General features: G+C 48.7%; 29 protein-coding genes, 1 tRNA gene and 1 pseudogene. 23 read left to right on the top strand and 8 right to left on the bottom strand.

What is annotated here, in order from left to right; translation table 11 throughout:
• Window position 1: 1 nt before the first annotated feature.
• From C7M51_RS04945 to C7M51_RS04995, 11 genes are all read left to right on the top strand, one after another.
• Window positions 2–1,069 (top strand): major capsid family protein, encoded by a 1,068-nt coding sequence (locus tag C7M51_RS04945; protein WP_160620765.1) that lies wholly within the window; start codon window positions 2–4, stop codon window positions 1,067–1,069.
• Window positions 1,070–1,111: 42 nt separating this feature from the next.
• Window positions 1,112–1,456 (top strand): hypothetical protein, encoded by a 345-nt coding sequence (locus tag C7M51_RS04950; RefSeq protein ID WP_099706821.1) that lies wholly within the window; start codon window positions 1,112–1,114, stop codon window positions 1,454–1,456.
• Window positions 1,453–1,893 carry a DUF4054 domain-containing protein gene (locus C7M51_RS04955; protein ID WP_160620766.1) on the top strand — a complete coding sequence of 147 codons (441 nt, stop codon included), beginning with the start codon at window positions 1,453–1,455 and terminating at the stop codon, window positions 1,891–1,893. The genes C7M51_RS04950 and C7M51_RS04955 overlap by 4 nt, the downstream gene beginning before the upstream one ends.
• The gene (locus C7M51_RS04960) at window positions 1,890–2,348 is read left to right on the top strand and encodes a hypothetical protein (RefSeq protein WP_160620767.1); all 459 of its coding nucleotides are present in this window, start codon (window positions 1,890–1,892) and stop codon (window positions 2,346–2,348) included. The genes C7M51_RS04955 and C7M51_RS04960 overlap by 4 nt, the downstream gene beginning before the upstream one ends.
• Window positions 2,348–2,716 (top strand): phage collar protein, encoded by a 369-nt coding sequence (locus tag C7M51_RS04965; protein WP_160620768.1) that lies wholly within the window; start codon window positions 2,348–2,350, stop codon window positions 2,714–2,716. The genes C7M51_RS04960 and C7M51_RS04965 overlap by 1 nt, the downstream gene beginning before the upstream one ends.
• Window positions 2,706–3,221 (top strand): phage gateway protein, encoded by a 516-nt coding sequence (locus C7M51_RS04970; protein WP_160620769.1) that lies wholly within the window; start codon window positions 2,706–2,708, stop codon window positions 3,219–3,221. Before C7M51_RS04965 ends, C7M51_RS04970 begins: the two co-directional genes overlap by 11 nt.
• A 13-nt stretch (window positions 3,222–3,234) precedes the next feature.
• Window positions 3,235–4,722 (top strand): DUF3383 domain-containing protein, encoded by a 1,488-nt coding sequence (locus tag C7M51_RS04975; protein WP_160620770.1) that lies wholly within the window; start codon window positions 3,235–3,237, stop codon window positions 4,720–4,722.
• A gap of 10 nt (window positions 4,723–4,732) precedes the next feature.
• Entirely contained in the window at window positions 4,733–5,185 is a 453-nt protein-coding gene (locus tag C7M51_RS04980; RefSeq protein ID WP_160623572.1) for a phage tail fiber protein, read from the top strand.
• Between the two features lie 41 nt (window positions 5,186–5,226).
• Window positions 5,227–5,685 (top strand): hypothetical protein, encoded by a 459-nt coding sequence (locus C7M51_RS04985; RefSeq protein WP_160620771.1) that lies wholly within the window; start codon window positions 5,227–5,229, stop codon window positions 5,683–5,685.
• An 82-nt stretch (window positions 5,686–5,767) separates the two neighbouring features.
• Window positions 5,768–7,444 carry a hypothetical protein gene (locus C7M51_RS04990; protein ID WP_160620772.1) on the top strand — a complete coding sequence of 559 codons (1,677 nt, stop codon included), beginning with the start codon at window positions 5,768–5,770 and terminating at the stop codon, window positions 7,442–7,444.
• Complete coding sequence (locus C7M51_RS04995) at window positions 7,441–7,950, top strand: phage baseplate protein (RefSeq protein WP_016191117.1); 510 nt, start codon at window positions 7,441–7,443, stop codon at window positions 7,948–7,950. The genes C7M51_RS04990 and C7M51_RS04995 overlap by 4 nt, the downstream gene beginning before the upstream one ends.
• On the opposite strand, the gene C7M51_RS22715 is transcribed toward C7M51_RS04995, so the two are convergent.
• The gene (locus tag C7M51_RS22715) at window positions 7,931–8,068 is read right to left on the bottom strand and encodes a hypothetical protein (protein WP_399199776.1); all 138 of its coding nucleotides are present in this window, start codon (window positions 8,066–8,068) and stop codon (window positions 7,931–7,933) included. The two genes, C7M51_RS04995 and C7M51_RS22715, sit on opposite strands and share 20 nt — an antisense overlap.
• On the opposite strand from C7M51_RS22715, the gene C7M51_RS22420 reads away from it, so the two are divergent.
• The 7 genes from C7M51_RS22420 to C7M51_RS05030 are packed head-to-tail and all read left to right on the top strand — an operon-like array spanning window position 8,007 to window position 12,917.
• Window positions 8,007–8,249, top strand: coding sequence for a phage baseplate plug family protein (locus C7M51_RS22420; RefSeq protein ID WP_399199804.1), 243 nt, complete (start codon window positions 8,007–8,009; stop codon window positions 8,247–8,249). The genes C7M51_RS22715 and C7M51_RS22420 overlap by 62 nt on opposite strands.
• On the top strand, window positions 8,242–9,057 hold the full coding sequence (locus tag C7M51_RS05005; RefSeq protein WP_160620774.1) for a baseplate hub protein: 816 nt from the start codon (window positions 8,242–8,244) through the stop codon (window positions 9,055–9,057). Before C7M51_RS22420 ends, C7M51_RS05005 begins: the two co-directional genes overlap by 8 nt.
• A 3-nt stretch (window positions 9,058–9,060) precedes the next feature.
• Window positions 9,061–9,753, top strand: coding sequence for a Gp138 family membrane-puncturing spike protein (locus tag C7M51_RS05010; RefSeq protein ID WP_160620775.1), 693 nt, complete (start codon window positions 9,061–9,063; stop codon window positions 9,751–9,753).
• Window positions 9,750–10,094 (top strand): contractile injection system sheath initiator, encoded by a 345-nt coding sequence (locus tag C7M51_RS05015; protein WP_160620776.1) that lies wholly within the window; start codon window positions 9,750–9,752, stop codon window positions 10,092–10,094. Before C7M51_RS05010 ends, C7M51_RS05015 begins: the two co-directional genes overlap by 4 nt.
• Complete coding sequence (locus C7M51_RS05020; protein WP_160620777.1) at window positions 10,087–11,274, top strand: baseplate J/gp47 family protein; 1,188 nt, start codon at window positions 10,087–10,089, stop codon at window positions 11,272–11,274. The genes C7M51_RS05015 and C7M51_RS05020 overlap by 8 nt, the downstream gene beginning before the upstream one ends.
• Window positions 11,271–11,924 carry a DUF2612 domain-containing protein gene (locus tag C7M51_RS05025; RefSeq protein WP_160620778.1) on the top strand — a complete coding sequence of 218 codons (654 nt, stop codon included), beginning with the start codon at window positions 11,271–11,273 and terminating at the stop codon, window positions 11,922–11,924. Before C7M51_RS05020 ends, C7M51_RS05025 begins: the two co-directional genes overlap by 4 nt.
• 3 nt (window positions 11,925–11,927) lie before the next feature.
• Complete coding sequence (locus tag C7M51_RS05030; protein ID WP_160620779.1) at window positions 11,928–12,917, top strand: phage baseplate protein; 990 nt, start codon at window positions 11,928–11,930, stop codon at window positions 12,915–12,917.
• A 29-nt stretch (window positions 12,918–12,946) separates the two neighbouring features.
• Here the strand turns inward: C7M51_RS05030 and C7M51_RS05035 are convergent, their stop codons facing one another.
• A complete protein-coding gene (locus tag C7M51_RS05035; protein WP_160620780.1) occupies window positions 12,947–14,914 on the bottom strand; it encodes an acyltransferase family protein in 1,968 nt (655 codons plus the stop codon).
• 197 nt (window positions 14,915–15,111) lie between these two features.
• Here C7M51_RS05035 and C7M51_RS05040 point away from each other — a divergent pair.
• A pseudogene (locus C7M51_RS05040) lies at window positions 15,112–15,279 on the top strand (NADP-dependent isocitrate dehydrogenase); the annotation flags it as partial.
• Window positions 15,280–15,532: 253 nt separating this feature from the next.
• Here the strand turns inward: C7M51_RS05040 and C7M51_RS05045 are convergent.
• Both C7M51_RS05045 and C7M51_RS05050 read right to left on the bottom strand, forming a co-directional pair.
• Window positions 15,533–16,288 carry a glycosyltransferase family 25 protein gene (locus C7M51_RS05045; RefSeq protein WP_160620782.1) on the bottom strand — a complete coding sequence of 252 codons (756 nt, stop codon included), beginning with the start codon at window positions 16,286–16,288 and terminating at the stop codon, window positions 15,533–15,535.
• 388 nt (window positions 16,289–16,676) lie between these two features.
• Window positions 16,677–17,345 (bottom strand): DUF3313 domain-containing protein, encoded by a 669-nt coding sequence (locus C7M51_RS05050; RefSeq protein WP_160620783.1) that lies wholly within the window; start codon window positions 17,343–17,345, stop codon window positions 16,677–16,679.
• A 665-nt stretch (window positions 17,346–18,010) separates the two neighbouring features.
• Between C7M51_RS05050 and C7M51_RS05055 the strand changes: the two genes are divergently transcribed.
• A complete protein-coding gene (locus tag C7M51_RS05055) occupies window positions 18,011–18,253 on the top strand; it encodes a hypothetical protein (protein ID WP_160620784.1) in 243 nt (80 codons plus the stop codon).
• A gap of 552 nt (window positions 18,254–18,805) precedes the next feature.
• On the opposite strand, the gene C7M51_RS05060 is transcribed toward C7M51_RS05055, so the two are convergent.
• On the bottom strand, window positions 18,806–19,063 hold the full coding sequence (locus C7M51_RS05060) for a hypothetical protein (protein WP_160620785.1): 258 nt from the start codon (window positions 19,061–19,063) through the stop codon (window positions 18,806–18,808).
• 467 nt (window positions 19,064–19,530) lie between these two features.
• On the opposite strand from C7M51_RS05060, the gene C7M51_RS05065 reads away from it, so the two are divergent.
• Together C7M51_RS05065 and C7M51_RS05070 are read left to right on the top strand one after the other, a co-directional pair.
• Window positions 19,531–19,603, top strand: a tRNA-Val gene (locus tag C7M51_RS05065).
• A gap of 233 nt (window positions 19,604–19,836) precedes the next feature.
• The gene (locus C7M51_RS05070; RefSeq protein WP_160620786.1) at window positions 19,837–21,066 is read left to right on the top strand and encodes an amino acid permease; all 1,230 of its coding nucleotides are present in this window, start codon (window positions 19,837–19,839) and stop codon (window positions 21,064–21,066) included.
• A gap of 43 nt (window positions 21,067–21,109) precedes the next feature.
• Here C7M51_RS05070 and C7M51_RS05075 read toward each other — a convergent pair whose 3' ends face one another.
• Window positions 21,110–22,666 carry a sensor domain-containing diguanylate cyclase gene (locus C7M51_RS05075; RefSeq protein ID WP_160620787.1) on the bottom strand — a complete coding sequence of 519 codons (1,557 nt, stop codon included), beginning with the start codon at window positions 22,664–22,666 and terminating at the stop codon, window positions 21,110–21,112.
• A gap of 160 nt (window positions 22,667–22,826) precedes the next feature.
• On the opposite strand from C7M51_RS05075, the gene C7M51_RS05080 reads away from it, so the two are divergent.
• Window positions 22,827–23,282, top strand: a complete 456-nt coding sequence (locus C7M51_RS05080; RefSeq protein ID WP_341874755.1) for an Lrp/AsnC family transcriptional regulator — start codon at window positions 22,827–22,829, stop codon at window positions 23,280–23,282.
• Between the two features lie 32 nt (window positions 23,283–23,314).
• Here the strand turns inward: C7M51_RS05080 and C7M51_RS05085 are convergent, their stop codons facing one another.
• Both C7M51_RS05085 and C7M51_RS05090 read right to left on the bottom strand, forming a co-directional pair.
• Complete coding sequence (locus tag C7M51_RS05085; protein WP_160620789.1) at window positions 23,315–23,605, bottom strand: AzlD family protein; 291 nt, start codon at window positions 23,603–23,605, stop codon at window positions 23,315–23,317.
• Window positions 23,602–24,327 carry an AzlC family ABC transporter permease gene (locus tag C7M51_RS05090; protein ID WP_160620790.1) on the bottom strand — a complete coding sequence of 242 codons (726 nt, stop codon included), beginning with the start codon at window positions 24,325–24,327 and terminating at the stop codon, window positions 23,602–23,604. The genes C7M51_RS05085 and C7M51_RS05090 overlap by 4 nt, the downstream gene beginning before the upstream one ends.
• Window positions 24,328–24,725 lie beyond the last annotated feature (398 nt).

A 24,725-nucleotide genomic window follows, 5' to 3' on the forward strand; every position in this document is an offset into this window, starting at 1 on the left:
TATGGCCCTGAGCAAAGAAAAATTTTATATGTCGGGCCGTGAGATCCGCAGACGCGGGCCGCTAAATATTAAACCTGATCAGAAATGGACGTACAACGAGCTGGGGCAACTTGGCTTCGGTGGTCTGGCGGCGATGGACTCCGCGTTAACCGGCCCTGCGGTAAGCGGTGGTCTTATTCATCGTGAAATGCTGCAACATGTTTTACCGGGTCTTATCCGCACGGCGACCCGTGTTCGTGTTCTGGATGAAATCACCGGGGTAATGAACGCGGGTGAGTGGCACGATGAAGAGATCATCCTGAACGTGGCAACGCCGGTAGGCAAACCAGAACTGTACGGTGACCACACCAATATCCCGCTGGCTTCCTATGCGCAGGATCAGGAACGTCGCGGTATTGTACGTTTTGAGCAAGGTTTTCAGGTCGGTAAGCTGGAGGAGGCTCGCCAGTCGGCGGCGGGTTTTGAGGCGGCAGCAGAAAAACGCAACGCGGCTACTGAGTCACTGGAGCAGGGGCGGGAGCGAGTCGGCTATCAGGGTTTTAACAGCCCGACGACCCGTGTTTTTGGGCTGTTAAATGACCCAAACCTGCCATCCTATGAAACTGCGACAGCACCGTGGCTGGGCGCAACGTTTGCGCAGATCACTGGTGACATCACCGCGATGTTTTCACGTCTGGAAGCAAATTCAGGCGGAATTATTCGCGATGATACACCGATCACGTTGACGTTGCCGCTGGGGTTCCGTTCTGCGCTGAACATCTCTAATCCGGTCGCCAAAGGTGAAACCGTCAAAGAGTGGATCAACAACAACTATCCCAATATGCGCCAGGTCTTTTCACCTGAATTCAAAGGTGCGAATGGCGGGGCAAATATTGCCTATATGTTTGCCGATAGCGTGGATGATGGTTCTACCGCAACCAGTGCAACAATTTTGCAGGTTGTGCCGGTGAAATACCAGTTGCTGGGGTCTGAGAATCAGATCAAGGGCTATCTGGAAGATGCCACCAACGCCACTGCTGGTGTCATTGTCACCCGCCCCTGGGCGATCACCCGCCTGACCGGTCTTTGATAACAGCCCTCAATTTGAGGGCTTAATCTTTAAGGATTCCCCATGCCTATCTACGTTTATTCCACGCTCTCCAATGATCAGAATTACGCACTGGAAGCGGGTGGAACGGTATTTATTGCCGGAAAAGCCAATATCATGACCAAGCAAATGTACACCCCGCGTGGTCGTGTTACCGATATTACCGACGAGCAGTACGTCCTACTTAGAAAGAATCATGTTTTTCAGTTACATGAAAAAAACGGTTTTATCGCGGTTGAAGAAATAAAAGCCGATCCCGAAAAAGTGGCGACCAATATGGAAGCCAGCGACCTGTCAGCGCCAGATACGCCTGAATCTCTTGAAGCCGAAAATAAAGAGGTTCCGAAAAACAACAAAAAAGGTAAATGATTATGGATGCTGGCACCTTTCCCCTCGAAGCGTTTCGTGTTCTTTACCCGCAGTTTAACGATGTGCCTGCTGATGACCTTTTTATTATTGCAAAATCAGCAACCTGTTATTTCTCGGAATGTCAGGGGATCTGCACCAGTGAACTGTGGATGCTGGTGGTTGCACATATGTTAATGCTGCGCCAGATGGCGGCTAAAGGAGAATCTCCTTCAGGGGCGGTGACCAGCGCCACGATCGATAAAGTGAGCGTATCATTTGCTGCCCCGCCGACGAGTTCAAACTGGTCACACTGGTACAACCTGACGCCATTCGGCCAGCAATATCTGGCGCTGATTAAACGCTGTAGTGTACCGCGCTATATCGGTGGCATGGGAGAACGTGCCGCCTTTCGTAGCGTGGGTGGCCGGTTCCCGATGCGCGGGAGGCTAAGACGATGAGTAATTTTGCCAGGCTGAAAGCGGTCTACGATGAACTGAACAAAAAGCAGTTGAAGATCGGATTTTTTGAGCACAGTAAATACCCTGACGGTACGCCGATTGCTTATGTCGCGGCCATTCAGGAACTTGGGTATCCGGCTGGCGGCATCCCGCCCCGGCCTTTCCTGCGCCCGGCAATGGCAGAGAATGCCGCTGGTTACAAAAATCTCATCTCGCAAGCCGTTAACGCTTCTGGTGCAGGCAGTATTGCGCTTAACGATGGGTTGAATCAGATCGGAGCCAAAGCTGCGGGGGATGTACAGAATGCCATCCGTACCCTGACAACGCCTCCGCTGGATACATCCACCATCCGGGGCAGAGCCAGAAGACACAGCAAAGGTAAAGCCTCAACAAAACCGCTGGTGGATACCGGACAGATGTTGCAGGCGGTCACTTATGCTGTGGAGGACAAATAATGTTTGGCAATCTCTACAACGTGGCCGCACGGGTGATCCCACAGCAGACGGCCCTCTGGTATCGGTTTAACTCGCGTACTACAGACGACCTTGGCAAATGGGTAGCGCAATACCATCCGCCCGAACCGGTCACGGGTAGCTGGCAGGCGGTGGATACGCAGGATGTACAGGAGATGGGGCTGGATACCAGCAAAGTTTATCGACGGCTCTACACTTCGCACGATATTCACGCCATCCAGCGGGGGGATGCACCGGATTATCTGGTGTTCAACGGCAAGCGCTATGACGTTACCGGCGATGCAGACTGGTACGCGCAGGACGGCTGGAAGTCTGTTCTTTGCATTGAGGCTGGAAGCTATGACGGATAACGAAGTTTATATCGCCATCCGACACCAGATGCTGGCGCAAATGAATAATGCAGGGCTTTCGATACCTGTTGTTGCCGGTTTCCAGTCAACAAAGCAGGGGAGGGAAGATAGCTTTGTGATGTTCTTTCCCATCAACGAGGCAGGCCACGGATGGCAGACGCGAAACTATCATGTCGCTGGCACTGATGCGAATCACAAAGAAACTCAGTTGGTGGAAAAAACGTTGCAGGTTCAGGGGCTGGTATCAGATGCCAGTGAACTTACAGCGACAGACCTGACAGCCACGGTTCGAATGATAGTGAACTCACTACCTTTTGTTGATGCGCTAAAAAAACAGGGTATGGGGGTACAACGTGCTTCCGGTATTCGAACACCTTATTTTATCAATGACCAGGGGGATTATGAACAGAACCCCTCGTTTGATTTTAACGTCACATTCCACCGCGAAATATTCCCAAACACCACGGCAGTAAAAGCGCTTTATCCTGATATTCACCGCATTTAATTAAGGTTTAACCATGCCAATCAAACAAACACGCTATGTCAGCATTGCGAGTGCGGTCATTGGCGCGTCTGCTGTACCGATGCGCAAACTGACGGGCCGCATATTCTCTCAAAACGCAAAAATTCCATCCGGTGATGTGCTGGAATTCGCCAGCGGCCAGATCGATGAGTTTTTGGGGGCGGACTCTCCCGAAGCGAATTTCGCCCGGCAATATTTCAGCTATACCAGCCCGGCTCCCGTCAACAAACCGAGAGAATTGCAGATCGCGCCTTATGTATCTGTTGGCCGGGCACCCACTCTTTCCGGTACAGAGGTTGCCAGTCTGGACGAACTTAAGGCCATTGAGACAGGGGATATTGCGATAACTATTGGTGATATCACTAAAAATATCTCCGGCATTGATCTTTCCGGTGCAACCTCATATGCCGATGTTGCCTCCCTGGTGCAGCAAAAGCTAAACGCTGAATCTGAACCCGCTTTCGCTTCAGCCCAGGTGACTTTTGTTGCTATCAGCAGCAACTTTTATCTGACGGGTGGCGTATCGGAACGGGGGAGTATCAGCGTTGAAAGCGGTGCTCTCTCAGACGCAATGGGTCTTTCCGGTGGGCAAAGTTCGCCAGGGGATACCGCGCAAACCCCGCTTGAAGCGTTTATGGCGGCAGAAAAAATTTCTGATTCATTTGGCAGTGCGACTTTTATTGATCCGCTGACGCTCAATCAGGCTGTTGCTCTGGCTCAGTATGTGGCAGGTGAAAACGTTAAATATCAGCTACATCTGAATTTTTCCGCAGCGGATGCGGAAGATTTTAGCGCGGCGTTGATAGGCACTGCGTCAACGGCGTTGAATCTGAAAACCGAGGATAATTATTATGCTCAGGCGTTACCAATGGCGGTTATGGCGGCAACGGACTATGACCGCACAAATGCCACCACCAACTATATGTTTCGTCAGTTTGGCGTGACGTTCCCGGCACAGGTAACCGCTGATCTGGATGCCGACAAGCTGGATAAGTTGCGTGTCAACTATTACGGCGAAACGGCGGTGGCCGGTTCACATATTGCGTTTTACCAGCGTGGTTTTCTGTGCGGGCCGGGTACTGCACCGCTGGACATGAGCGTTCATGCCAATGAGCAGTGGTTAAAGGCATACATTGCACAGCAATGGTTTTCCTTACTGCTGGCGACGCGCGGCGTACCTGCAAACCGCGATGGCGAGTCCAGGGCAATGATGATTATTGCCGGAGCTGTGACCAAAGCAGTCAATAACGGCACCATCCTTCCCGGCAAAACGCTCTCGGATGTACAGAAACTCGCGGTGGCCGATGCGTCTGGTGACGATTTAGCGTGGCACGATATTCAGGACAAGGGCTACTGGTACAACGCGCAGATTGTTGAAAGTACCGGGCCATCTGGCTTGCCGGAATACGTGATGAAATACGTACTGATTTACGGTAAAGGCGACTGGGTACGTAAGGTCGAAGGCTCGCACAACCTGGTATAAGGACTAAATGATGAATGATGTATCTGCAACTGGTCTCAGCCTGTTGGTTCAGGCCAGTACAACCTTTCCGGCAGGGATAATGGTAACGGCTTTCGCCGATGATGCTGACCCATTCGATCTGCCTGCTGTCGATATCGCCCAGACCGGTATGGATATCAACGGCAATCTGGTGTCCTGGTCAACGCCTACCCCACAGACCGTGACGATAAATGTGCTACCGGGGAGTGAAGAAGATCAGAATCTGGCGATCCTGCTGGAAGCCAACACGGCGAAACGTGGCCGCAGACACGCCGGAGATATTATTACGCTCGTGGCGTCCTACGGTGACGGCGCGACCACTACTGCGCGAAACGGAAAAATCACCAACGGTAGTCGAGGTAACTCCGCTGCCAGCGGTGGGCGTCTTAAATCAAAGGCTTATACCTTTGTGTTTCAGGACTTTGACAGTACGCGTGTTCGTTAACTATCAGGCGGGAACATCCCGCCTTTTTTATTGGGGCCATTATGCTCATTAAACCGAAAGAGATTGAAATTAAAGATGTTGATGGTGAGATGCACACCTTTGTGATCAGCCGTCTGCCAGCCACGCTGGGGCGTGAAATCCTGGCAAAATACCCGCTGTCAAACGCTCCCAAAATTGGCGACTACGAAATCAGTAAAGAAGCCATGCTGAAAATGATGGCACATGTTGCAGTCGTGCGGGATGGCGCTGAAATCTGCCTGAAAACCCAGACGCTGATTGATAACCATGTACCGGACGGTGAAGCGCTGATCCGCCTCGAACTGGAAATGCTGAGGTACAACACCAGTTTTTTCGGCAACGCCGGGAGCAAAGGTTTCCTGCCTTACCTGCTGGGCAAAATCAGCGATTCACTCCCGTCGATTATAAAAACGCTGATGGATTCTTTGCAGTCATCATCTCAGAAAAACTCGCCAGCTTCACAGAACTCAAAACCTCAATAGACCTGGAAGAGGCGATGGACTTATGGGAAATCGCTGTGACCAACCGCTATAACGAGGCGCTCGCCGCCGCAGGAAACCGATAATGTCTCTGTTAGATACCTTTGTGCAGGTGTTTGAATTCGACACCCGGCAGGCCGATGCTGCATTTGAAAATGTTCAGCGCTCTACCGACGATATTATTGATGGTATGAAACAGGCGCAGCATGAGGCCGATAAAGCGGCAAAAAGCGTCAGTGATTTTGCCAGTGGAACGGAAACCAGTGTTGCTTCGTTAGCTCAAAAAACGCTTGGAATACTTGGCTTATTTTTGGGGGTGTCTTCCATCTTCAGCGAGACTGTTTCACGCGCGGAAGAAGTGGAGGCGCTTGATAAGCTGGGTAAGAAGATCAATGTGGCAACGGCGGATGTGGATGCTTTTGCGGGTTCAGTTGCCGAGCTTGGCGGAGCGAGGGAAAGTGCCCAGGCTGATTTGTCGGCAATGGCAAAAGCTTTTGGCGGCACAACGGACTCGATGGAAAAAATCCTCACTACAGCGGATAAAGTAAAGGGGATGAGCTTTGACAAAGCCAAAGCGCACCTTGCAAACCTTGGGGTGACGGACGACAAAACGATTGAGTTGATGATGAAAGGCCGTCATGAGATGGAACGCATGATGGGCCTGCAAAAAGAATACTCTGGCATTACCAAAGAGAGTATCGAACAGTCCCGGCGCTTTAATCAGGCCATGCAGGGGTTCAGGCAATCATCCGGCCTGTTAAAAAACAGCTTCCTCGAAATGGTATTGCCTTATCTGACTAAGGGTATGGAATGGCTGAGTAAGTTTGTTGGTTTCTGCCGGGAAAATAAGAACCTGATCATCGGTTTTTTCCTCGCGATCGGTGTGGCTGTTGCAGCGTACTACGTTCCTCCGATGCTTGCCGCCGCTGCTGCCACGCTGGCGGCAACCTGGCCAATACTTGCGATTATCGCCATCATTGCGGCGCTTGCCGCAGCGTTCGCGCTGGTTTACGACGACATCATGAATTTTATCGACGGTAATGATTCGATGATCGGGCGAATTCTTGATGCCTATCCTGAACTTAAACAGGTCATTATGACGCTGTGGGAAGCATTTAAGACCCTGTTTGAGTACCTGAAAATAGCCGCTAAATTCGTTGCTGATGTGGTAGTTGATGCTTACAACACAATGAATAACGCCCTGAACCAGTTTATTGGCTGGTTGCTGGAGTCAATAAAAAGTCTGGTTAAATGGGGATCACAGTTTGGGGGCGTCTTCGATAACGTGGCGGATGCCGTTGTCGGCATATTTACCTGGATGTGGGAGCAGGTGCAGAAGGTGATTGGCTGGATAAGCGGCGGTCTGGATACAATCCAGAAAGGCTGGTCAAAAGTGAAGGGCTGGTTCGGTGCTGATGATGAAAAAGAACTCACCGTAGAGCGCAAAATCAGCGCTGAGGGAGAGGTGACGCACCGCATTCCCGAAGCTGAACATCCCTCACCACAGCAGGATACACAGAATATGGTCGAGCAGGGAAAAGCCCAGATTGCAGCGGCGAATAATCACCCTCTTAACCCTGTGACCAGCCAGGCGATCAGCAATCGATCCAGCGTGAAGAATGAAACCACCCTGAATATTGGGGAAGTGAAGGTTGAAACCAAAGCAACCGATGCTAAAGGCATGGCGGCGGGCACGAAAGACGCATTGCAGGAGCAGTTGCAGGATCTGGGGCAGCAAACGCAAACGGGGCTGGCAATATGATCACTGACGTAAAAATCTTCGATACCGACAGTTTTACCACGCTGTTTGAAACCGCCAGCCCGATAAAAATCAATGTCCGCGACGAGCACAAGGCCACCACTTTTCAGGTCGAGTCAGGGGAAACCCGCAGCGATCATGTTGTTGTGCAGGCCGTGGAAATCGGCATGGATCTGATTTTATCCGGTGAGCTTAAAAATGCTTTTGGCCTGATGCAACAAGCCTGGGAACAGAACAAGCTGGTAGGTATTCAGACCAGAGTTAAAACCTACCAGCCCATGCTGCTGGTCAATTTCTACCACGATGAGACCGCTGAGATGGCCGATGCTATCCAGTTGTCTTTACGGTTCACCGAGTGGCGCAGTGTGACACCCGAATACGGAGATCTACCGCCCAAAAAAGTTCAGAAGCCATCGCAGTCCAGTACCGTTAAAAGGGGCGGTGCACAGACAAAATCGGTATCCGAAGAACGGAAAAAATCGGTTCTGGTCAGGGTATTGGGAGGATAAACACGATGCGTGAAATACCGTTAAACCCGGTGCCGAACCAGCGCCTGCAAATTACCATTGATGTTAACCGCTGGGATCTGACGATCAAAGTCGCGCGAAATATGATGGTGTGTGACATACGCCTTAATGATGAGGTTGTCATGCTGGCAACCAGGGCGACAACAGATGCGCCCTTAATAACTTATAACTATCTGGCCTCAGCCGGTAATTTTGCATTTATTACAGAACGGGATGCTCTGCCCTGGTATGAGGAATTCAGCAAAACGCAAAGCCTGGTATTCTGGGGGCCGGATGATTGATTTAAGGCGGATCAGGGTGGGGGTAGAAGTCAGCGGGCGTATACAGTGGTACGAGGGGATGCGGGTGAAAGCCAGCGGTACCAAATATGCTAATCCGTTGCAGAATGAATGCACGGTCAGCATTGATGGCCTGAATGCAACCACCCGAAATATGCTGTTGACGGAAACCAGCCCTTATAACAAAAGCAAGCAGCCCTCTCGACTTATACTTGAAGCCGGGAGGGCGAGTACCGGCGTATTTCGCCTTTTCGTGGGTGATATTGTCAGCGCTGAACCCTCCAGCCCGCCTGACGTGACATTAACGCTGAAAGCAAAAACGGGTAACGGTAGTGCGCGGGATATTGTGGCAACGTCCTCCGGCGCGATGAGTAAGCTGAGTGAGATATCCGCAGGGATTGCGCGGGACTGCGGTGTACGTCTGGATTTTCAGGCCACGGATAAAAATATCGCTAACTGGTATTTTTGCGGCTCAAAGCTGAAACAGGTCGAACGGTTGCAGGATGGTGGTGGCGTTAAAGCCTTTATCGATGATGATGTTCTGTATGTGAAGGATTCTGCGCAAGCGGTCAAAGGGCGTATCAAAATCGTTAACCAGAATACCGGTATGGTCGGGCTACCCAAAGCCACCGAAAAAGGCCTGGACGTGACCTGGCTTATCGACGGTGAATCCAGCCTGGGCGGTACGTTACGGCTGGAGAGTAAATTTAACCCTTCTTTAAATGGTGATTACATCATCGAGCAGCTTAAGTTCGATGTTGCGTCACACGACGATCCCTTCTTTTATCAGGCCACCTGTAAACGGGCTTAACCAATGAATAAACCGAATGCCGATATTGCCAGTGAATCCAGTCTGGCAGGGCAGCTTATGGGCGCTTTTCGTAACCTGATGATGAACACCGACGATATGTTACCCGCAACGGTGGTCAGTTATGACGACGCCACGAACCGCGCGGTGATTAAACCGCTGGTGATGATGGTGTCGACCGAAGGGCAGAGAATACCCCGCGCCCCTGTTCATAATATTCCTGTTTTCCGCTTTGGCGGCGGCGGGTTCTTTATCCGGGTGCCGCTAAAACCGGGGGATTTTGGCTGGCTGAAAGCCAATGATCGCGATATCAGTCTGATTTTTCAGCGCGGCGGTCTGGAGGATGAGCCTAATACTCACCGGCTGAAATCATTCAGTGATGCGATGTTTTTTCCAGACAGCGTTAAAGGCTGGATGGTGGATGGCAAAAATATCGATGCGCTGGTGATCCAGTCGCTGGATGGCAGCGTGTGTCTGGCGTTGCATAACGATAAGTGCGTACTGGATACGCCAGTGTTTGAAGTTAACGCCGCTGAGAGCATTTTTAACGGCAACGTGATGGTGAACGGCAATCACCAGACCAACGGTAACAGTGAGTCAAACGGCGGGACGATGCGGCATAACGGTAAAAATATTGGCGCTGATCACCAGCATAGCGGTGTTCAGCCAGGATCGGGCAACAGTGGGGTGCCGGTATGATGACGTTTGATGTTACTGAAGGTAATGATATTTACCTCGGAAACGATGGCAACCTGGCTTTGGTTCATGATGAAGCGGCGGTGAAAAATTGCTGCATGCACTATGCCAGAGCGTTACGGGGTGAAATGCTGCACAGGATGGACAAGGGAATACCTTACTGGAAAACCACCTTTGGCCGCGATGCTGATTTGCCAATGTTTGAGGCGGCGTTCCGCGACCGTATGCGGGAAATTTCTCAAGTTCTGGCAGTCGATTCCTTTTCTGCATCGATTGAAAACAACGAGCTTCATTACACCGCCGTGATCAGCACCCTCTACGGGAGGATAACGCTTAATGTCTGATTATCAGTTTATAGCAAGCACAGGAGTGATCATCCCTGACACTTCAACGTTGCGGGAGCAGGTTGAAAATGAGTTCCGGGATGTCTTTGGTCAGGAAATTGACCTGTCGCCGGAAACACCGCAGGGCGCACTTGTCACAATGGAAGTGGAAAATCGGGACGCCATCGCCCGCAATAACGCAGAACTGGCGAACCAGATTAACCCGGATATTGCCGGGGGGATCTTTCTCGATGCTATCTGGGCGTTGATGGGCGGGCAGCGACTGTCCGCAACGCATTCTTTTTTGACGAATGTTGAGTTTGCTGGTGTACCACAGACTCTTATCCCGAAAGGCTCTCTGGCCGAAACGCAGGCAGGGGATGCGTTTGAAACGACCAGCGTACTGATTATCGGGAATGATGGGGTAACAAAAGGCGATATGCGCTCGGTTGAAACCGGGCCGGTAGGCTGTAGGGCCAGTGAACTTGTGCGCGTTGCCAGTTCAGTTCTGGGTTGGGAAACGGTTAACAACCCGACTGATGCGGTGCTGGGGAGGGTAGCGGAATCCGATATACGTACCCGGCGTCGTCGCAGAAATACGCTTGCCAAAAACACGGTGAGTGTCGGAGAGGCGATCACCTCGGCGTTGTACGATATCGAAGGTGTGGAATCCCTGTCGTATCGTGAAAACTATACGGATGCGGATCAGTTTATTGATGGTGTTCCGCTGGTCAAACACAGTATCTATGTTTGTGTCGATGGCGGGCCGCGTGAGGAAATCGCTGTTGCTCTGCTACGTACTAAAACAGTAGGGGCCGCGTACAACGGCAGTGAAACGGTTGAGGTAACAGAGCCGTCCAGTGGTCAGGTGTATAACGTCAAATTTGACAGGCCAAAGGAAATTACCGTGTTTTGTCGGGTGACGGTGCGCAAAAGTCCCTTTGATGCACAGACCCTGATCCCCGATGCGATTGAAAAATGGGTAGCCGGTGAAACCGATACCGATGATGGTCTGGCGGTCGGGCGAGACGTTTCGCCGTTTGAAATTGCGGCGGCGGTCAATACGGCTGAACCGCGATTGTTTGTGCTGAAGGTCGAGTTATCAACCGATGGCGTGACCTGGTCAACAGACGTGATCCCCGTGCAGATAAACGCCGTTGCCAGACTCCGGCGCAACGCCGTGCAGGTGGTTATCGTATGACAATACAGTCCCTTGATTTTCATTCCGACTTGCTGAAAGCCATTCTGTGGCAGTATGAAAATTCGGATAATATTAAAGCACTGGCACACTATAAATCAGCCTGGTTCAACCGGGCGACGGTGGAGTTCTGGCGTAACTGGTATCGCGATGTGTTTAATATCGATACCGCGAATGATTTTGGTCTGGCGGTATGGGGGCGTATTCTGGATGTGCCGCTGGGTATTGATGTTCCACCCAGCGACAAAAATAAAATCGGTTATGGTTTCGGCGCTAATAAGCACAATTTTAAATCCAATTTCAGGCGCAACGCCGATTACACGCTGACATTAACCACAGCGCAAAAGCGTCTGCTGGTGAGAATGCGCTATTTCACCCTGACGGAAAGCCCGACAATTACTAATATCAACGCCTTTCTTCAGCGTTTTTTCAGCGATGAGAACGGCAAAGTATTTGTTCTCGATCCCCTCGATATGTCTTACATCTGGTACGTGTTTAATTTCAACCCCGATGAAAGATTGCGCCTGCTGCTTGATAACTTTGACCTGCTACCCCGACCTTCGGGAGTAGGGGCTAAATACCGTATTGTCACCCGTCAGGCATTCGGCTTTGGCGAAAACCGTAAAAACTTCACAAATAACTTCGGAAACTAAACCATGACAAAAATGTTTAAAACGCCCTTCGCTGCGCAGGGTGACAGGACTGCTGTGCCTGTAGAAACGCAGGCTGACGGTTCGGTGTCTTACACTCAGGGCTACGGCTATGACTATGAGCGCGATCAGACGACAGATCCGGCAGCGAAGGATATTGAACGTGAGAAGATGAATGCGCTTTTTCACGATGTTACTGAAGCCGTGGGGGAAGTTCAGTCATTCGGTGCCGCCGTTTGGTCTGAGGATGGAAAACCTTACGCAATTCGGTCACAGGCTTACTACGGTAAAAAATTGTGGCAATCGAAGATTGAAAACAACAATGAAGAACCGGGCAAGGGTAGCGGATGGATAGAATTCAAAGCCGATGTAAACCCTGTCGATATGCTGTACCCGGTCGGGATTGTGACGTGGTTTGCGCAGAACAAAGATCCTAACGCGCTTTTCCCCGGCACTACGTGGAAATATATAGGGGAGAACCGCACGGTGCGTCTGGCCAGCGCTAACGGCAGCGATGTGATGACAACGGGTGGTTCCGATTCGGTTACGCTGGCAGTAGGGAATATCCCTGCACACGGCCATACGTTTTCGGCTACTACCAGTGCGTTTGATTACGGTACGAAAACGTCGAGTAGCTTTAATCATGGGAATAAAACCACAAGTTCATTCGATTACGGTACTAAAACTACGAATACAACAGGTAACCATACCCATACGATATCGCCAGCATTGTCTGGCGGGGGGAGTATCCGGTCTGCAAATCTTGACTGGTCAGGCCCTGCCAGTACAAATACTGGCGCTGCGGGGAACCATGCTCATACGGTAGCTATCGGGGCACATTCACATACAGTTGCTATAGGTGCTCATAGCCATACTGTTGGGATTGGTGCTCACTCACATTCTGTTTCAGGGAATACAGCAAATACAGGTTCTGGAACAGCTTTTACTGTAGCTAACTCATTTATTAAATTGATGGGCTGGTATCGAAGTGCATAAGATAAACCGGCCTTAAAGGCCGGTAAGTTTTATCGAAATGGGTTACCTGATTGAATTAGGTATTCTTCACCAAACTTATAAGATGCGTAATCGGTGAAATGGCCTACATCACGATAAACAGGAACGCCATCAATATCTGTTTTGCAGGTTTTACCCGAACACTGTACATCTTTAGGATCTATCACGATCAATGAGGGATAATCTTTCTTCATTTTATTGAATATCTGAGTAAACCATTCATTATTGTCCCCTCCCCATAGAGTAGGGTTACAACTGTTAGAGATGTAATCCTTCCTCGTCTTAATGTGCTGGTAAAAACAATTCATGTAGTTTGGTGGCATGGTGTAGATTGTTTTAATGATGACCGGGCGTGCTCCAGATTTTACGATGATATCCAATGCTTTTCTCATGGCGACTTCAATTCTTTCCCGTGACAAATCAACAGAACGTTTGTCACCTATGCGATTAATAATATTGTTACCAGCATAGTTCATCCACACCTCGCCGATGATCACATAATCAAACTTGCCTTTCTTGATATTGTCGTAATATCTTTCGGTGTTATCGTGGCACTCTTGGTAAACTGTGTTTTTAAAATACCACCAGTCAAACTGATAAATACCGGGTAGTGTTAGGCACGAAGATGTCCCTTGAACTGTAACTGACATGTGAGCATCTTTTGCGAGAACATCGAAAAAACTCCAGAAATGATTAGAGTTAGAATCACCAATTAATAATGCTCGCTTGTTGGAACTAATATCTCCCACGATGCAATTTTTATCTGTGCCATCAGTATTCCCATTGAGGCACGACTCTCTATAAGGAGATGCATATTTTTGCAAAGTGGATTCGATACGGGCGTACTCCGAACCGAAGCGGATATTAAAACCTTTGTATTTTTCACTGACAGGGTATAAAACCAAGAAAAACCCTGCTGGTACGAGTGCCAGTATTGAAAGGGATTTAGTTAATGTCCAGCGTATTTTTCTGCATGGTTTCTCAATGAATATATAGGAGAGATATGCAGCAATGAACGTTACCGCGTAGCAGGAAATCTTAAAAATGGTGTTTTCTGTTAGCCCTAAGTATCGTCCAGTGGCGAAGATAGGCCAATGCCAAAGGTATAAAGAGTATGAGATTGAGCCTATAAAAACCAATGGGGAAAGAGATAATATACGTGATGCGATACCATTAGTCGAAGTGCCGACTAAAATTAGTAACGCGCTGGCTATACTAACAATCACTGCGTGATAATCAGGATATCCAAGTACGATGTTTGTTCTGGTTGCGCAATAGATTATAGTGGCTAAAGACAGAACGCCCAAAACAGAAGCGATGCTTTGCGTTAATTTTAATCGCTCATGATTTAACACGACAAGACAGCTACCGATCATAAATTCAAAAATACGAGGACTTAAAAAATAATAGCTTTTATTTGGATACTTATCAGAAAGGTAAAGTGATAACCCCAGCATACCGATGGTAATGGCAACCGTTGCTATTTTTAGCGTTTTATCTGAAAAATAGCGATTGAGAAGTAACACCCCAGCAGGTAACAGTAGATACCATTGCCATTCGATGGATAACGACCAGGTATGCAGTAGTAACAGATTTGCAGTGTCTGGTGCTGCATACCCGGTGGTTGAGCGAGCAAAATACTGATTTGAAGTGAATAAGGTAGTGTATTTTGCGCTCCTTATATAATCAATGAAATCGGTAGGTAAGTAGAATATCGTTGTCAGTACTAAAGTGAAAATCACAACAGTAATTAATGCTGGTTGTAGCCTCCACAAACGGCGAACATAAAATTCAGATAGAGAAAACGATTGGTTTTTTAAAGATGTGCTGATTATTGATGTTATTAAAAATCCAGAAATAACAAAAAATATATCAACACCAATAAAACCAGATGGGAAAACACTCAGTCCCCCGTGGAACATGAGAACGAACAACACTGCAACTGCCCTTAATCCATCAATGTCTGAACGGTAACGCATCAAATCGCCTTTTATTAATGAAACCCCTCACGGGGTTCAACCTTTTTCCACACAAGCACTTTATCAGCCGCTTCCCCAAAACTAAAGCTAACTATGTGTAATCATTGGGGTATTTAGATGCTTGTTGGTGTCTGTTTATCCACGAGGTTTGAATGAAAAATGATTAAAATTCAGGTCGTTAACTTTAAATTGCATGAATACTGCTGCGCCATATGCAGTGGTTCGAAGCCGCAGACCTGATTGTTAAAGGCATGGAAGGCGCTATCGCTAACAAAACCGTGACCTATGACTTCGAACGTCTGATGGAAGGCGCTAAGCTGCTGAAATGTTCAGAGTTTGGCGACGCGATTATCAGCAATATGTAATAGCTGTTGCGAAAGGATAAGCGGAACGCGTTTGGTTCCGCTTTTTTATTGCCGCATTTTGAACGACGGGTTTTATCAGATTTTTTCATTGCTTATCTGCCAGTAACTGCAAACCAGCAGCAATCGTACTCAGCCATGTTTTGATGCGCTGGATGGTTAGGGGCTATCACAACGTTATACGGTGCGTGTTAAACAGTGCGGCAGGTGCAAAAGGCGCTTTCTCTGGCGCTGGTACTAACACAAAATCGTATGATTATCCTTTGCCCTGATCGACGATTTTATTGAACAGGGGAACAATAGCTCGTCGATAACGATGTTTTATCTTTGCTTTGATCGGGCGCTTCGACATTAATTGCTGCCATATTTCTCTCTTCTTTTTATTAAAATCAGAGTTACCCTTGTTCATATTTATCGTCGAATCATTTGATTCATCAGAAAGGGCCACTGGATGAGGAATAACCGAGTAAACGCGTAAGAAAGACAGTTCTTCAAAAAGTGTCCACTTATCTGCTGTCATCCAGACGGGATAAAGATTATTGAGTAACGATTCCGCCGCTGATTTATTAATTAAGTAACTGTGCGCTGTTGTTGCCTGATGCGTTTTATGTAGTGAATATTCTTTGGTTATAGGCCTGATGGATTTTTGCAGATGCTTATTAACTCGGCTAAGTAAAATTACCTCAGGACGATAATTACTTAAATTGAGGTTTTTCAGGATCGCGCAGATATCCTCACTCAGGACAACATCATCTTCTAAAATTAAAGCAGTATCAATATTCTCATGTGTCATTTTTTTATATATGAGCTGATGACTCAGCGCGCAGCCTATTTCACCCGGCAAAAAAGCGTAGTTAGGGATACTGGTTACCTGCGTAATCTCCTTATCGGACATCAACCTACCGTCAACCGCTTTAATAAATTCAAAAGACAAATTGAGAGCATCCATCTGTCTCTGCATTTTTAGTCGCCTTTCGGATGATCCTTCCAGGTTAATAACGAATATTTTCATGATTATTTCAGTAACCAGTCACGAAAGTTAATCTTCCAGGCAAAGAGTATAATAAATTAGCTGAGTTAATACAATAATTTATCATTGCTTTATTAAGGGGTTTTCGGGAATAAAAAACGTCTGAAGTAAAATAATGAGCGGAACGCTATTGGTTCCGCATTTTTTGAGTTTTTTATGCTTTATGCAGGCGGCTGGTGCTAAAGAAATGCCACCAGGAAGCACCAAAACCTCAGCCTGGACGGTTATCGCATAGTAATACAACATATGCGCTGGGATAATTCCTGAACGTCCTTATCTCTGTACCGATAAGGACTACAGAAACGTTATGTCGCTCAATCCGGATGTTGTTGATTACGGTCGTTAGCGCTCTGATGTGGGTAAGAAAAAACTAATATGTTGGAAACGCTATCGTATCAGTAACCATCTCATCAATTGCCTGTTTTACCTCTGCTAAAGTGACGGGCGTCGTACTGTTAGGCACACTTTTGCCATACCCTTTACGTACAACTTTAATAACCGGTTCATGCGTTGTTGCATCAATAGCTTCAGCTTCAAGAAACAGCACGGCATTTTGTGTACGATGCCCGGTAGCGGCCATCGTGCTGGCGACAACGGCGGCCACCGGCACTACCTCATAAAACTGCATACTTTTATTTTCTGCCGTTACTGCCGTGATGGCCGCTTTAATGATAAGGCTGCCTGGCTGCGGCTGTGGCAGCAGAGTAAATTTTTGCCCGACGGCATTTTTAAGCTGTTGCTCCGTATATGCCCGAATTTGTTCCAGCGTAGCTGCACTGACCCGCTCGTTGGGCTCTGGGTTGGGATAATAAACAACGGGAGCAAAATAGACGTTGTGATAGCTATTCTGCCGCCAGGCGGGTGAAACCCAACGCAGCGTCTGCTGGCCCTGGGATGTTTTCTCTGGCCTTAATGTAGAGTAGTCGTCGAGGAAACCGGAATATTGGCTCTTTTCAGTGACTTTTGATGAGCAGCCAGCCAGTACACCAACCAGTATAAAAGCACTTAATTTGCTACCACTTTTTAATAAAGTAAGCATGTTTAGCCCTTAATCAAGTACAGGGGCGCTGCCCTGCTAACTGACGAAAGTAACTCAAACCTGTATCTTCACAAGCTTAGCAGTAAAGCCGCTTACTGGGGTTTTACTCAACAACAAAAATATGGGCGTCCTGAGGCGATTACAGGAAACCAGCATAAAGCGAATCAACCAGTACTGTAAGGTTGCTTTGGTTACGTCGCTCACTCTCTGGCGTTAATTTATTAATATATAAATAATGAGTGTGTTGTTAAATTTCCAGTTGCGTATTATTTTTGTACTAATAAATAGCGGTATTGGGTGTATTTATAACATCACTAATTAACGGTTATTGCTTTTATCAGATAGTTAACTATTAATGTAATGATAAAATGATGGTGATATTACACAGGAAGGACATAATATGATACTTGACGAGAGGGATATTTTTTGTGCAGTCCTTTATCGGGTAAATTAATAATTCCATTCTGTTGGGGGTAATTGACAGTTGGAATAATCTCTGAGCAACTTTATATAGTTGAAAAGCCTGTTTTTTCTTTTCGTGGTTTTTGTGCATTTTATGCTATTTAATAATATAGTGATTTGACACGGTGAGATTATTAAAATTACTATCTGGTCTCCCATTTGGGAAAAGACGAAGTTAAATCGCTAATCATTAAGGATGACATATGAAAACGCTTAACGCTCAAGAAGTTCACATGGTAAGTGGTGCCGGAATTGCAGATGCGCTTAAAGGGATAAATACGGCGTTAACAAATATTAATGCTAAACTCGATAGCGCTAATAAGGCCCTGGAAAATGCTACGCAGCCCGGCGAGCAGATTGGCCTGACCTATAAAACCATTGGCCTGAGCATTGCCAGCTCTATCCTGACTGCGATTTCTGAGCGTCTGGCAGCTAAATCAGCATAAGCACTGAGCTAAAATTAAATAAAACAGCCTGACATAATATATGTCAGGCTGTTTTGCGTTATGTTACATTATTTAGCTATAGGTTTTTTAACTATCGGTAAATGCCCTTATTTTAAATTTCTTTTTCATCCTTTTGGAAAAGAGGTACTGACCCTGGTTATTCTTTTCGTACCGATAAAGGGAGGGCTGTGGTTACCCTTATTGCCACAGCACAGGGTATCAGCTCGTTGATAGCTGCTGGTGGATTTTCAAAAAAATGCGTTAACCTGCATAAATGCAAATGCTCAATAGCTGCGGTGGCAACAACGCCTATAATGGATGCCAGGTAATAGCGGTGAGCAAGCGCATCAGAAGGGGGCGTATGAAAAAGGTTGTAATAGTAGCGATGTGTTTGATGCTGTCGGGTTGCTCATGGGGCATTACCTCTCTCATTCCTGCAACAGATGTCTGCCCCAACGGGCGCGATGGCATAACCGGACAGTGCCGATAGTTTTATCCGCAACGCTAATAAAGGTTGCGGAGGTTCTTTCACTACGCCAGCAAACCTGGCTGCTAACGGCGTGAGATAAAAACAATATGCGCAGCCGTTTCTTCGCTTAGCACCATCTCCTCCGCTTCGCCGCTGGCAGAGACAAAAGTGACGGTATCGCCCTGAATGAGATCCTGAAAAGCTTCTACGGGCTGTGTTGCCTTTTGAATTTCAAACTGGCTGCATGGTTGTGTGCCTTCAGTATTGGCCTGCGTCGTGGAATAGTTGCCGGTAAAGGCATACTCCGGATGATCTTTAATATGCAGTTGAACAGAGGGCATGAAGCCTCCCGATTGCAGTAAACCGAACTATCAGCCTACGCACAGTTAATAAGTTTGCCACAGCAGCTGCATAAATCTCTTATTTATTAAGATAAATCCTAAACAGCCAGAGCGGTATAGACAGGCACCGTTGGCTGATGCCAGAAGGCTGTCCGCTATTTGCCAGTATGGAAAAGGTTTAATTAGCGTCTGTGCTTGTTAAAGCTGAGGGCTGGGGTAGGCTTAAAGCACATCAGATTTTTTTACGAGGCTTTTCACCATGAGGTAACTATGCAACCCCTTAAATTCTGCTGTCCCGGCTGTGGCAACCATAAATTTATCTTCACCCGATTTTCACGTACCTGCAAAACACATCATGGCGCTATCTGCGCCAGCTGTCGCCTGCCTTTAACGCGCGCATCCTGCTTTGCTGGCTTATAGGCTAAAACCCGTTAATCACCTCTCTGGGCAGGGTGTAATGTATCGATACGGGCGTGGTATAAGCGGTGATTACGCCAGCCGTACCGGCTGAAGATGCGGGTTCGAATCCTGCTGCCCGTTTCAAATTTGTCGAATCAGTTAATCTCTTTACCCGGCGGCTATTCATCGTCTCCGGTTCCGTACCGTTTTTTCTGATAAAATCCCCGTACAGACGTTTCTCTACCTCGATTGTTTCTGCCGTTGTTGTGGTGTTGGGCTGATTCATCCGGCTGTGTCCCGATGGAAGGCGTAAATCAGAGAGGCATGACCTGTAAATGTTAATAAGTGACTGATTTTTTATTTGTAGGATTTTTATGAAACAGCAGGGTTGGAAGCTCCAGGATACTATCTGGACGCTGGGTTTGTATGGCACGACGGTTGGTGCGGGGACGCTTTTCCTGCCGATTGAGATCGGTGCCCGTGGGCCGATTATTTTTATCATTATGCTGTTGCTGGGGCTGCCGCTCTCGCTGTTACCGCATCTGGTGCTGGGGCGAATTTATATGAGCGAGCCCGATCGTCAGCGGCTACCGGCGTTAAGCACCTGGTTTGGACCACGCGGCGATCGCATCATGACGTTGCTTTACTGCATCGCCTTTTATCCGGTGATGCTGGTTTACGGTATTTCGCTGGTCAGCGCGCTGGATAATTTCTTAATTGAGCGGCTACATTTTGCCAGCGTCAATCAGGGATTGCTGACGTTAATCTGTATGGTGGTGTTGTTCGGTATCCTGAGCAAAGGACGTGACAGGGTGGTTGGCACCATGAGTGTACTGGCACTGCCGTTTGCCATTGCCATTATTGCTATTGCTGTAGTGCAGATCCCACACTGGCGCTGGGAAAATGTTGCCGACGCGCTGCATGCTTTGCCAAATACGCCCGCTGCGACCACGTTTAAAAATATCTGGCTAACGCTGCCGCTTATTACCTTCTCTTTCTGCTGTGCGCCGATTATTTCGCCGCTGGCCGCGCACTATCAGGAACAAGGTGACGCGCCGCGTGCATTTCGCGTTATCCGCATTGCTTATCTGGCTATTTTTCTTAGCATTATTTTCTTTGTGTTGAGCTGCGTACTTAGTATGCCGCACGATATTTTTGCCGAGGCAAAAGAGAAAAACCTGAACGTGCTGTCGATTATCTCCTCGCCAGATAACAGCGGAATATTGTTTTATATCGCGCCGTTTATCGCTATTGTCGGGATGACGAAGTCTTTTCTGGGCGTTTCGCTGTCGGTAACGGAAACCTTTAGCGACTTTACCGTGCGGCTGTTTAACTGTCGCAGTGAAAGAGGGCGCAAGCTTAGCCAGGCAGCGGCGGTACTGTCGATGTATGTGGTTACCTCGCTAATCGTTTATACCAATCCAAACGTGATTACGCTGATTGAAGCATTCTGCGGCCCACTTATCGCGATTATTCTGTTCCTGATTCCAGCCTGGCTGATTTACAACAAACCCGCACTTGCGTTTTTACGCGGTGGGCGGGCATTGAGTATTCTGCTTGGCGGCCTCGCCACGCTGTCAGCGCTGCTTTACGCGATGGTGTAAAATTTGGTTTGGAGCGCGGCGTAAAAACATTTAGCGCTCCGACTCAGCCGGGAGGCATCACCACTGCCTGGTTACGGCCGTTATTTTTAGCCTGATAAAGCGCCCGGTCTGCTCCTTCCTTAAGCTGCTGGGCGTCCTGCGCCTCGCCGTTGGCGATCAGAGCAAAGCCTCCCGCGCTGATAGTAACGGTTCCCGTCGCCAGGCGGGTACTCCCATGGGGCATGGCAATAGCGCGCACTGCATCAACGGCACTTTCAGCTATACGTTGTGCCACTTCCAGTGTGGCGTCCGGCAGAATAATGGCAAACTCTTCGCCGCCGTAGCGGGCGATCAAATCCGTTTGTCGTACCGGAATATTTTTTAACGTTTCCCCGACACGCCGCAGACAGTTATCACCGGCAACGTGACCGTAGGTATCGTTGTAAAGCTTGAAGTAATCGATATCCAGCATAATCAGCGCCATTGATTTACCGCTGAGCGCTGAACGTTTCAGGCTTTGCATCAGGAAAATATCAAACTGTCGCCGATTCGCCAGGCCGGTCAGGCCATCCAGCAGGGCCATCGCCTGTAACGTCTGATTGATAGTGGTCAGCTCATCGCGCAGCGCGGTAAGCTCAATCTGGTTCTCTACATTAGTACGTACCTGACGCAGTACCACAGTACCAATCAGAATAATAATCAGCAGTAGCGTACCGTTTAATACCAGATCGGGCAGACTGTCATGCAGCCACTGCGTCCACAGCTCTGATTTATCAAAGCCCGCCGCCACAATCAGCGGATACTGGCCGGAGCGTGCATAGCCGAAAATGCGCTCTTTATTATCCAGCGCCGAGCGCCATGTACCTTTCCCACGATCCGAACGCATCAGCTGCGTGGTAAACAGCGGGCTGGCGGAGAGACTGCGATTAATAAAGGCATCGGGGAAAGGGCGCACGTAAAGCGTAGTGCCGTCATCCAGCAGCAGCGCCAGCAGATCGCCATCGCCTAACTCAAAATAGCTGTAGAAGCGACGAAAAGAATCGACGCGTACCGTAGCCAGCGCCACGCCGGTGAACCCTCCGGCGGCGTCATTCAGGCGCAGCGAAACCGGAATGACCAGATCGCCGGTGGTGCGGCTACGAATAACATGACCAATGTGTACGCCGCCGTGCCGATTCTGGCGATGATAGATAAAGTATTCCCGGTCACTGTTATTCATTGCGCCAGGCACGTGCGATGCCGAGGTGGCGATCCAGTTGCCCTGTGCGTCATAAATAAACAGGCCGTTCAGTTGCGGCAGGTTACTTTTCATCTCTGCCAGTATCGCGTTAACTGTATTTTTATCGAGGCTATTCGGACCACCGTCAGGAATTTCTCGCTGCATGGCGCGCAGCACAAGTTCCGTTTGCAGAAACGTATCTTCAGCCTGGCGCGCCTGCGATACCGACAGGTTAACCGCATCGCTTTCGGTATCGTGCAGTTTTCGCTGCCATGAGCGATCCAGCGTCCAGGCGCTGACAATCAGCACCGCCGTCAGCAACAGCAGCATAAAGATAGCCATCGTCTTGCCGAGTGAGGATTGCAGTACAAAAGCGCCGGAAATTTTTTTGCTAATATTCATTATTATTTTCGTGGCTGAGACATGATGTTAAGTAAAGCACAGCTTATTCCTATACGCCGATGGAAGCGGCGGGAAAATAAGGTCAGATTCATGTGCAACCTGAGATTTTCCGGGCATAATTTATTCAGCCTTTAAGAAAGCGTAATACTGGATGATCAAGATGGACGAACTGGATTTTCGGATACTGCGGGAGCTGCAAAAAGATGGGCGCATTCCCAATAATGTGCTGGCGGAAAAGGTGGGCCTGTCGCCGTCGCCCTGCCTGCGCCGGGTAAAGCAGCTGGAGGAAAGCGGAGCGATTGCGCGTTACGTCGCCATCCTTAATCCAGTGGCGATGGGGTTGGACATGACGGTATTTGTGCGCGTCTGGCTGCGTAGCCAGGATGCGGAAACCGTCGATAATTTTGCCCGTAAAGTGAGTGCGTTGCCGCAGGTGGTGGAGTGTCATCTGATGGTTGGCGACTGTGATTTTCTGCTGCGTGTGGTTGCCGCCGATCTGAACGCCTATCGCCAGTTTCAGATCGATCATCTGGCGCGTATCAGCGGCGTACAAAGCCTGAAAACGGAGCTGCCGATGCAGACTATCAAGCAAACATCGGAGCTTCCGCTGGGATAACGGGCGCAGCGGGCTACATTGGCCCGCTATGTTCAGAGCAGGTGGCGTAGCAGGGCGGCAGAAATGACGCTGATCGCCACTACCGGCAGCAATGAAAAACGCATAGCGGCCAGCAGGGAAATGGCCATTGCCAGCAGATCGGCTGGATTACCGCTGGCGAAATGCGGGGCGATAACGGTAATTAACACACAGCCGGGAGCCGCCTCCATTACCGCTTTAATGCGCGGGCTTAGCGTGCGATCGCGCAGCAGCAGATAACCGGCAATGCGCGTCAGGTAAGTGGTCAGCGCCATCAGCACAATGGTCAAAACGGTCAGGCTCATGATGCTTTCCTGTTAAGTAAAAGAATTGCCGCGACGCCGGAAAGCGCGCCTGCCGGTACGTAGGCAGCGCCCGGAACAAAGTGCCAGGTGGTGGCTGCGCAGATCAGGCTGACCAGCCACGGCAGCGCCGCCCGTGCACCTTTCCACATCCCTTTCAGCAGCACCAGAAACACGGCGGGGAAAGCCATATCGAAGCCCCAGCGCGTGATATCTCCCAATACCGGCCCGATAATAACGCCAATGCCGGTAGAGAGCACCCAACAGAACCATAGCGTTGCTGCCACGCCAGCATAGAAGCCGCCGCTGAACGCGGGCTTACCCTGTTCACGGCGGCGGGCCGCATCATTCATGCTCATTGCCCAACACTCATCGCACATAAAGAACAGCGCTAATAACGCTTTACGTGGCGGAAGCGGGGCAAGCAGCGGCGTCATCGCCGCGCCCATCAATAAATGGCGGCTGTTAATCAGCAGGCTAATCAGCACGATGGTGAGGATATGCGGCGGCGAGGTCCAGAGTGCAATAGCCGCAAACTCTGAGCCACCGGCAAAATTCAGGCCGGTCATCATGGTCAGCGAGAAAAAAGAAAAACTCTTTTGCGCTGCCTGGGCGCCAAGCAACAGGCCAAACGGGATAAATCCAATAACAATGGGAATAGATATCAGCGCTCCTCGCTGAATCTCATCAAACAAACGGCTTTCAGATGTAACATTACGGTGCATAACTTCTCCTCGTTTCAGCCGATTATAAAATTTTATTGCTGAAATTGGGGAGCTTTTTGTTAGCCAATTCACGAGGGTTGCAGCATAAAATTGCCAGGAAACGACAAAAAATAATATCTACTGCTAATGCCTTCCGGGGATACGCATTCGCTTTGTTGGCAGTATGAATCAAAGGCTACAAGGCAATATAGATAAAATGGAAAGCGAGGGCACGGCGGCGATAATAAATAGAGGGGAAAAAGCAAACTATCTGTATATAAATCGTGTAATTATAAAAATCTGCTGCAGAATCATCACTTATCCGTAATTTATAACAGCCTGCTGTTGTTGGTTTTATTGGCGCAGAACATCTCTTCTGAGCAACAAACACTATCCTTTGTAATTAGTATTGAATCTTA

Source organism: Mixta intestinalis, from assembly GCF_009914055.1.
Classification (GTDB): domain Bacteria; phylum Pseudomonadota; class Gammaproteobacteria; order Enterobacterales; family Enterobacteriaceae; genus Mixta; species Mixta intestinalis.

Bases quoted from the DNA above. Each gene is read 5' to 3' on its own strand.
- C7M51_RS04945 (WP_160620765.1), top strand. From the start codon at position 2: ATGGCCCTGAGCAAAGAAAAATTTTATATGTCGGGCCGTGAGATCCGC.
- C7M51_RS04950 (WP_099706821.1), top strand. From the start codon at position 1,112: ATGCCTATCTACGTTTATTCCACGCTCTCCAATGATCAGAATTACGCA.
- C7M51_RS04955 (WP_160620766.1), top strand. From the start codon at position 1,453: ATGATTATGGATGCTGGCACCTTTCCCCTCGAAGCGTTTCGTGTTCTT.
- C7M51_RS04960 (WP_160620767.1), top strand. From the start codon at position 1,890: ATGAGTAATTTTGCCAGGCTGAAAGCGGTCTACGATGAACTGAACAAA.
- C7M51_RS04965 (WP_160620768.1), top strand. From the start codon at position 2,348: ATGTTTGGCAATCTCTACAACGTGGCCGCACGGGTGATCCCACAGCAG.
- C7M51_RS04970 (WP_160620769.1), top strand. From the start codon at position 2,706: ATGACGGATAACGAAGTTTATATCGCCATCCGACACCAGATGCTGGCG.
- C7M51_RS04975 (WP_160620770.1), top strand. From the start codon at position 3,235: ATGCCAATCAAACAAACACGCTATGTCAGCATTGCGAGTGCGGTCATT.
- C7M51_RS04980 (WP_160623572.1), top strand. From the start codon at position 4,733: ATGAATGATGTATCTGCAACTGGTCTCAGCCTGTTGGTTCAGGCCAGT.
- C7M51_RS04985 (WP_160620771.1), top strand. From the start codon at position 5,227: ATGCTCATTAAACCGAAAGAGATTGAAATTAAAGATGTTGATGGTGAG.
- C7M51_RS04990 (WP_160620772.1), top strand. From the start codon at position 5,768: ATGTCTCTGTTAGATACCTTTGTGCAGGTGTTTGAATTCGACACCCGG.
- C7M51_RS04995 (WP_016191117.1), top strand. From the start codon at position 7,441: ATGATCACTGACGTAAAAATCTTCGATACCGACAGTTTTACCACGCTG.
- C7M51_RS22715 (WP_399199776.1), bottom strand. From the start codon at position 8,068: ATGTCACACACCATCATATTTCGCGCGACTTTGATCGTCAGATCCCAG.
- C7M51_RS05005 (WP_160620774.1), top strand. From the start codon at position 8,242: ATGATTGATTTAAGGCGGATCAGGGTGGGGGTAGAAGTCAGCGGGCGT.
- C7M51_RS05010 (WP_160620775.1), top strand. From the start codon at position 9,061: ATGAATAAACCGAATGCCGATATTGCCAGTGAATCCAGTCTGGCAGGG.
- C7M51_RS05015 (WP_160620776.1), top strand. From the start codon at position 9,750: ATGATGACGTTTGATGTTACTGAAGGTAATGATATTTACCTCGGAAAC.
- C7M51_RS05020 (WP_160620777.1), top strand. From the start codon at position 10,087: ATGTCTGATTATCAGTTTATAGCAAGCACAGGAGTGATCATCCCTGAC.
- C7M51_RS05025 (WP_160620778.1), top strand. From the start codon at position 11,271: ATGACAATACAGTCCCTTGATTTTCATTCCGACTTGCTGAAAGCCATT.
- C7M51_RS05030 (WP_160620779.1), top strand. From the start codon at position 11,928: ATGACAAAAATGTTTAAAACGCCCTTCGCTGCGCAGGGTGACAGGACT.
- C7M51_RS05035 (WP_160620780.1), bottom strand. From the start codon at position 14,914: ATGCGTTACCGTTCAGACATTGATGGATTAAGGGCAGTTGCAGTGTTG.
- C7M51_RS05045 (WP_160620782.1), bottom strand. From the start codon at position 16,288: ATGAAAATATTCGTTATTAACCTGGAAGGATCATCCGAAAGGCGACTA.
- C7M51_RS05050 (WP_160620783.1), bottom strand. From the start codon at position 17,345: ATGCTTACTTTATTAAAAAGTGGTAGCAAATTAAGTGCTTTTATACTG.
- C7M51_RS05055 (WP_160620784.1), top strand. From the start codon at position 18,011: ATGAAAACGCTTAACGCTCAAGAAGTTCACATGGTAAGTGGTGCCGGA.
- C7M51_RS05060 (WP_160620785.1), bottom strand. From the start codon at position 19,063: ATGCCCTCTGTTCAACTGCATATTAAAGATCATCCGGAGTATGCCTTT.
- C7M51_RS05070 (WP_160620786.1), top strand. From the start codon at position 19,837: ATGAAACAGCAGGGTTGGAAGCTCCAGGATACTATCTGGACGCTGGGT.
- C7M51_RS05075 (WP_160620787.1), bottom strand. From the start codon at position 22,666: ATGAATATTAGCAAAAAAATTTCCGGCGCTTTTGTACTGCAATCCTCA.
- C7M51_RS05080 (WP_341874755.1), top strand. From the start codon at position 22,827: ATGGACGAACTGGATTTTCGGATACTGCGGGAGCTGCAAAAAGATGGG.
- C7M51_RS05085 (WP_160620789.1), bottom strand. From the start codon at position 23,605: ATGAGCCTGACCGTTTTGACCATTGTGCTGATGGCGCTGACCACTTAC.
- C7M51_RS05090 (WP_160620790.1), bottom strand. From the start codon at position 24,327: ATGCACCGTAATGTTACATCTGAAAGCCGTTTGTTTGATGAGATTCAG.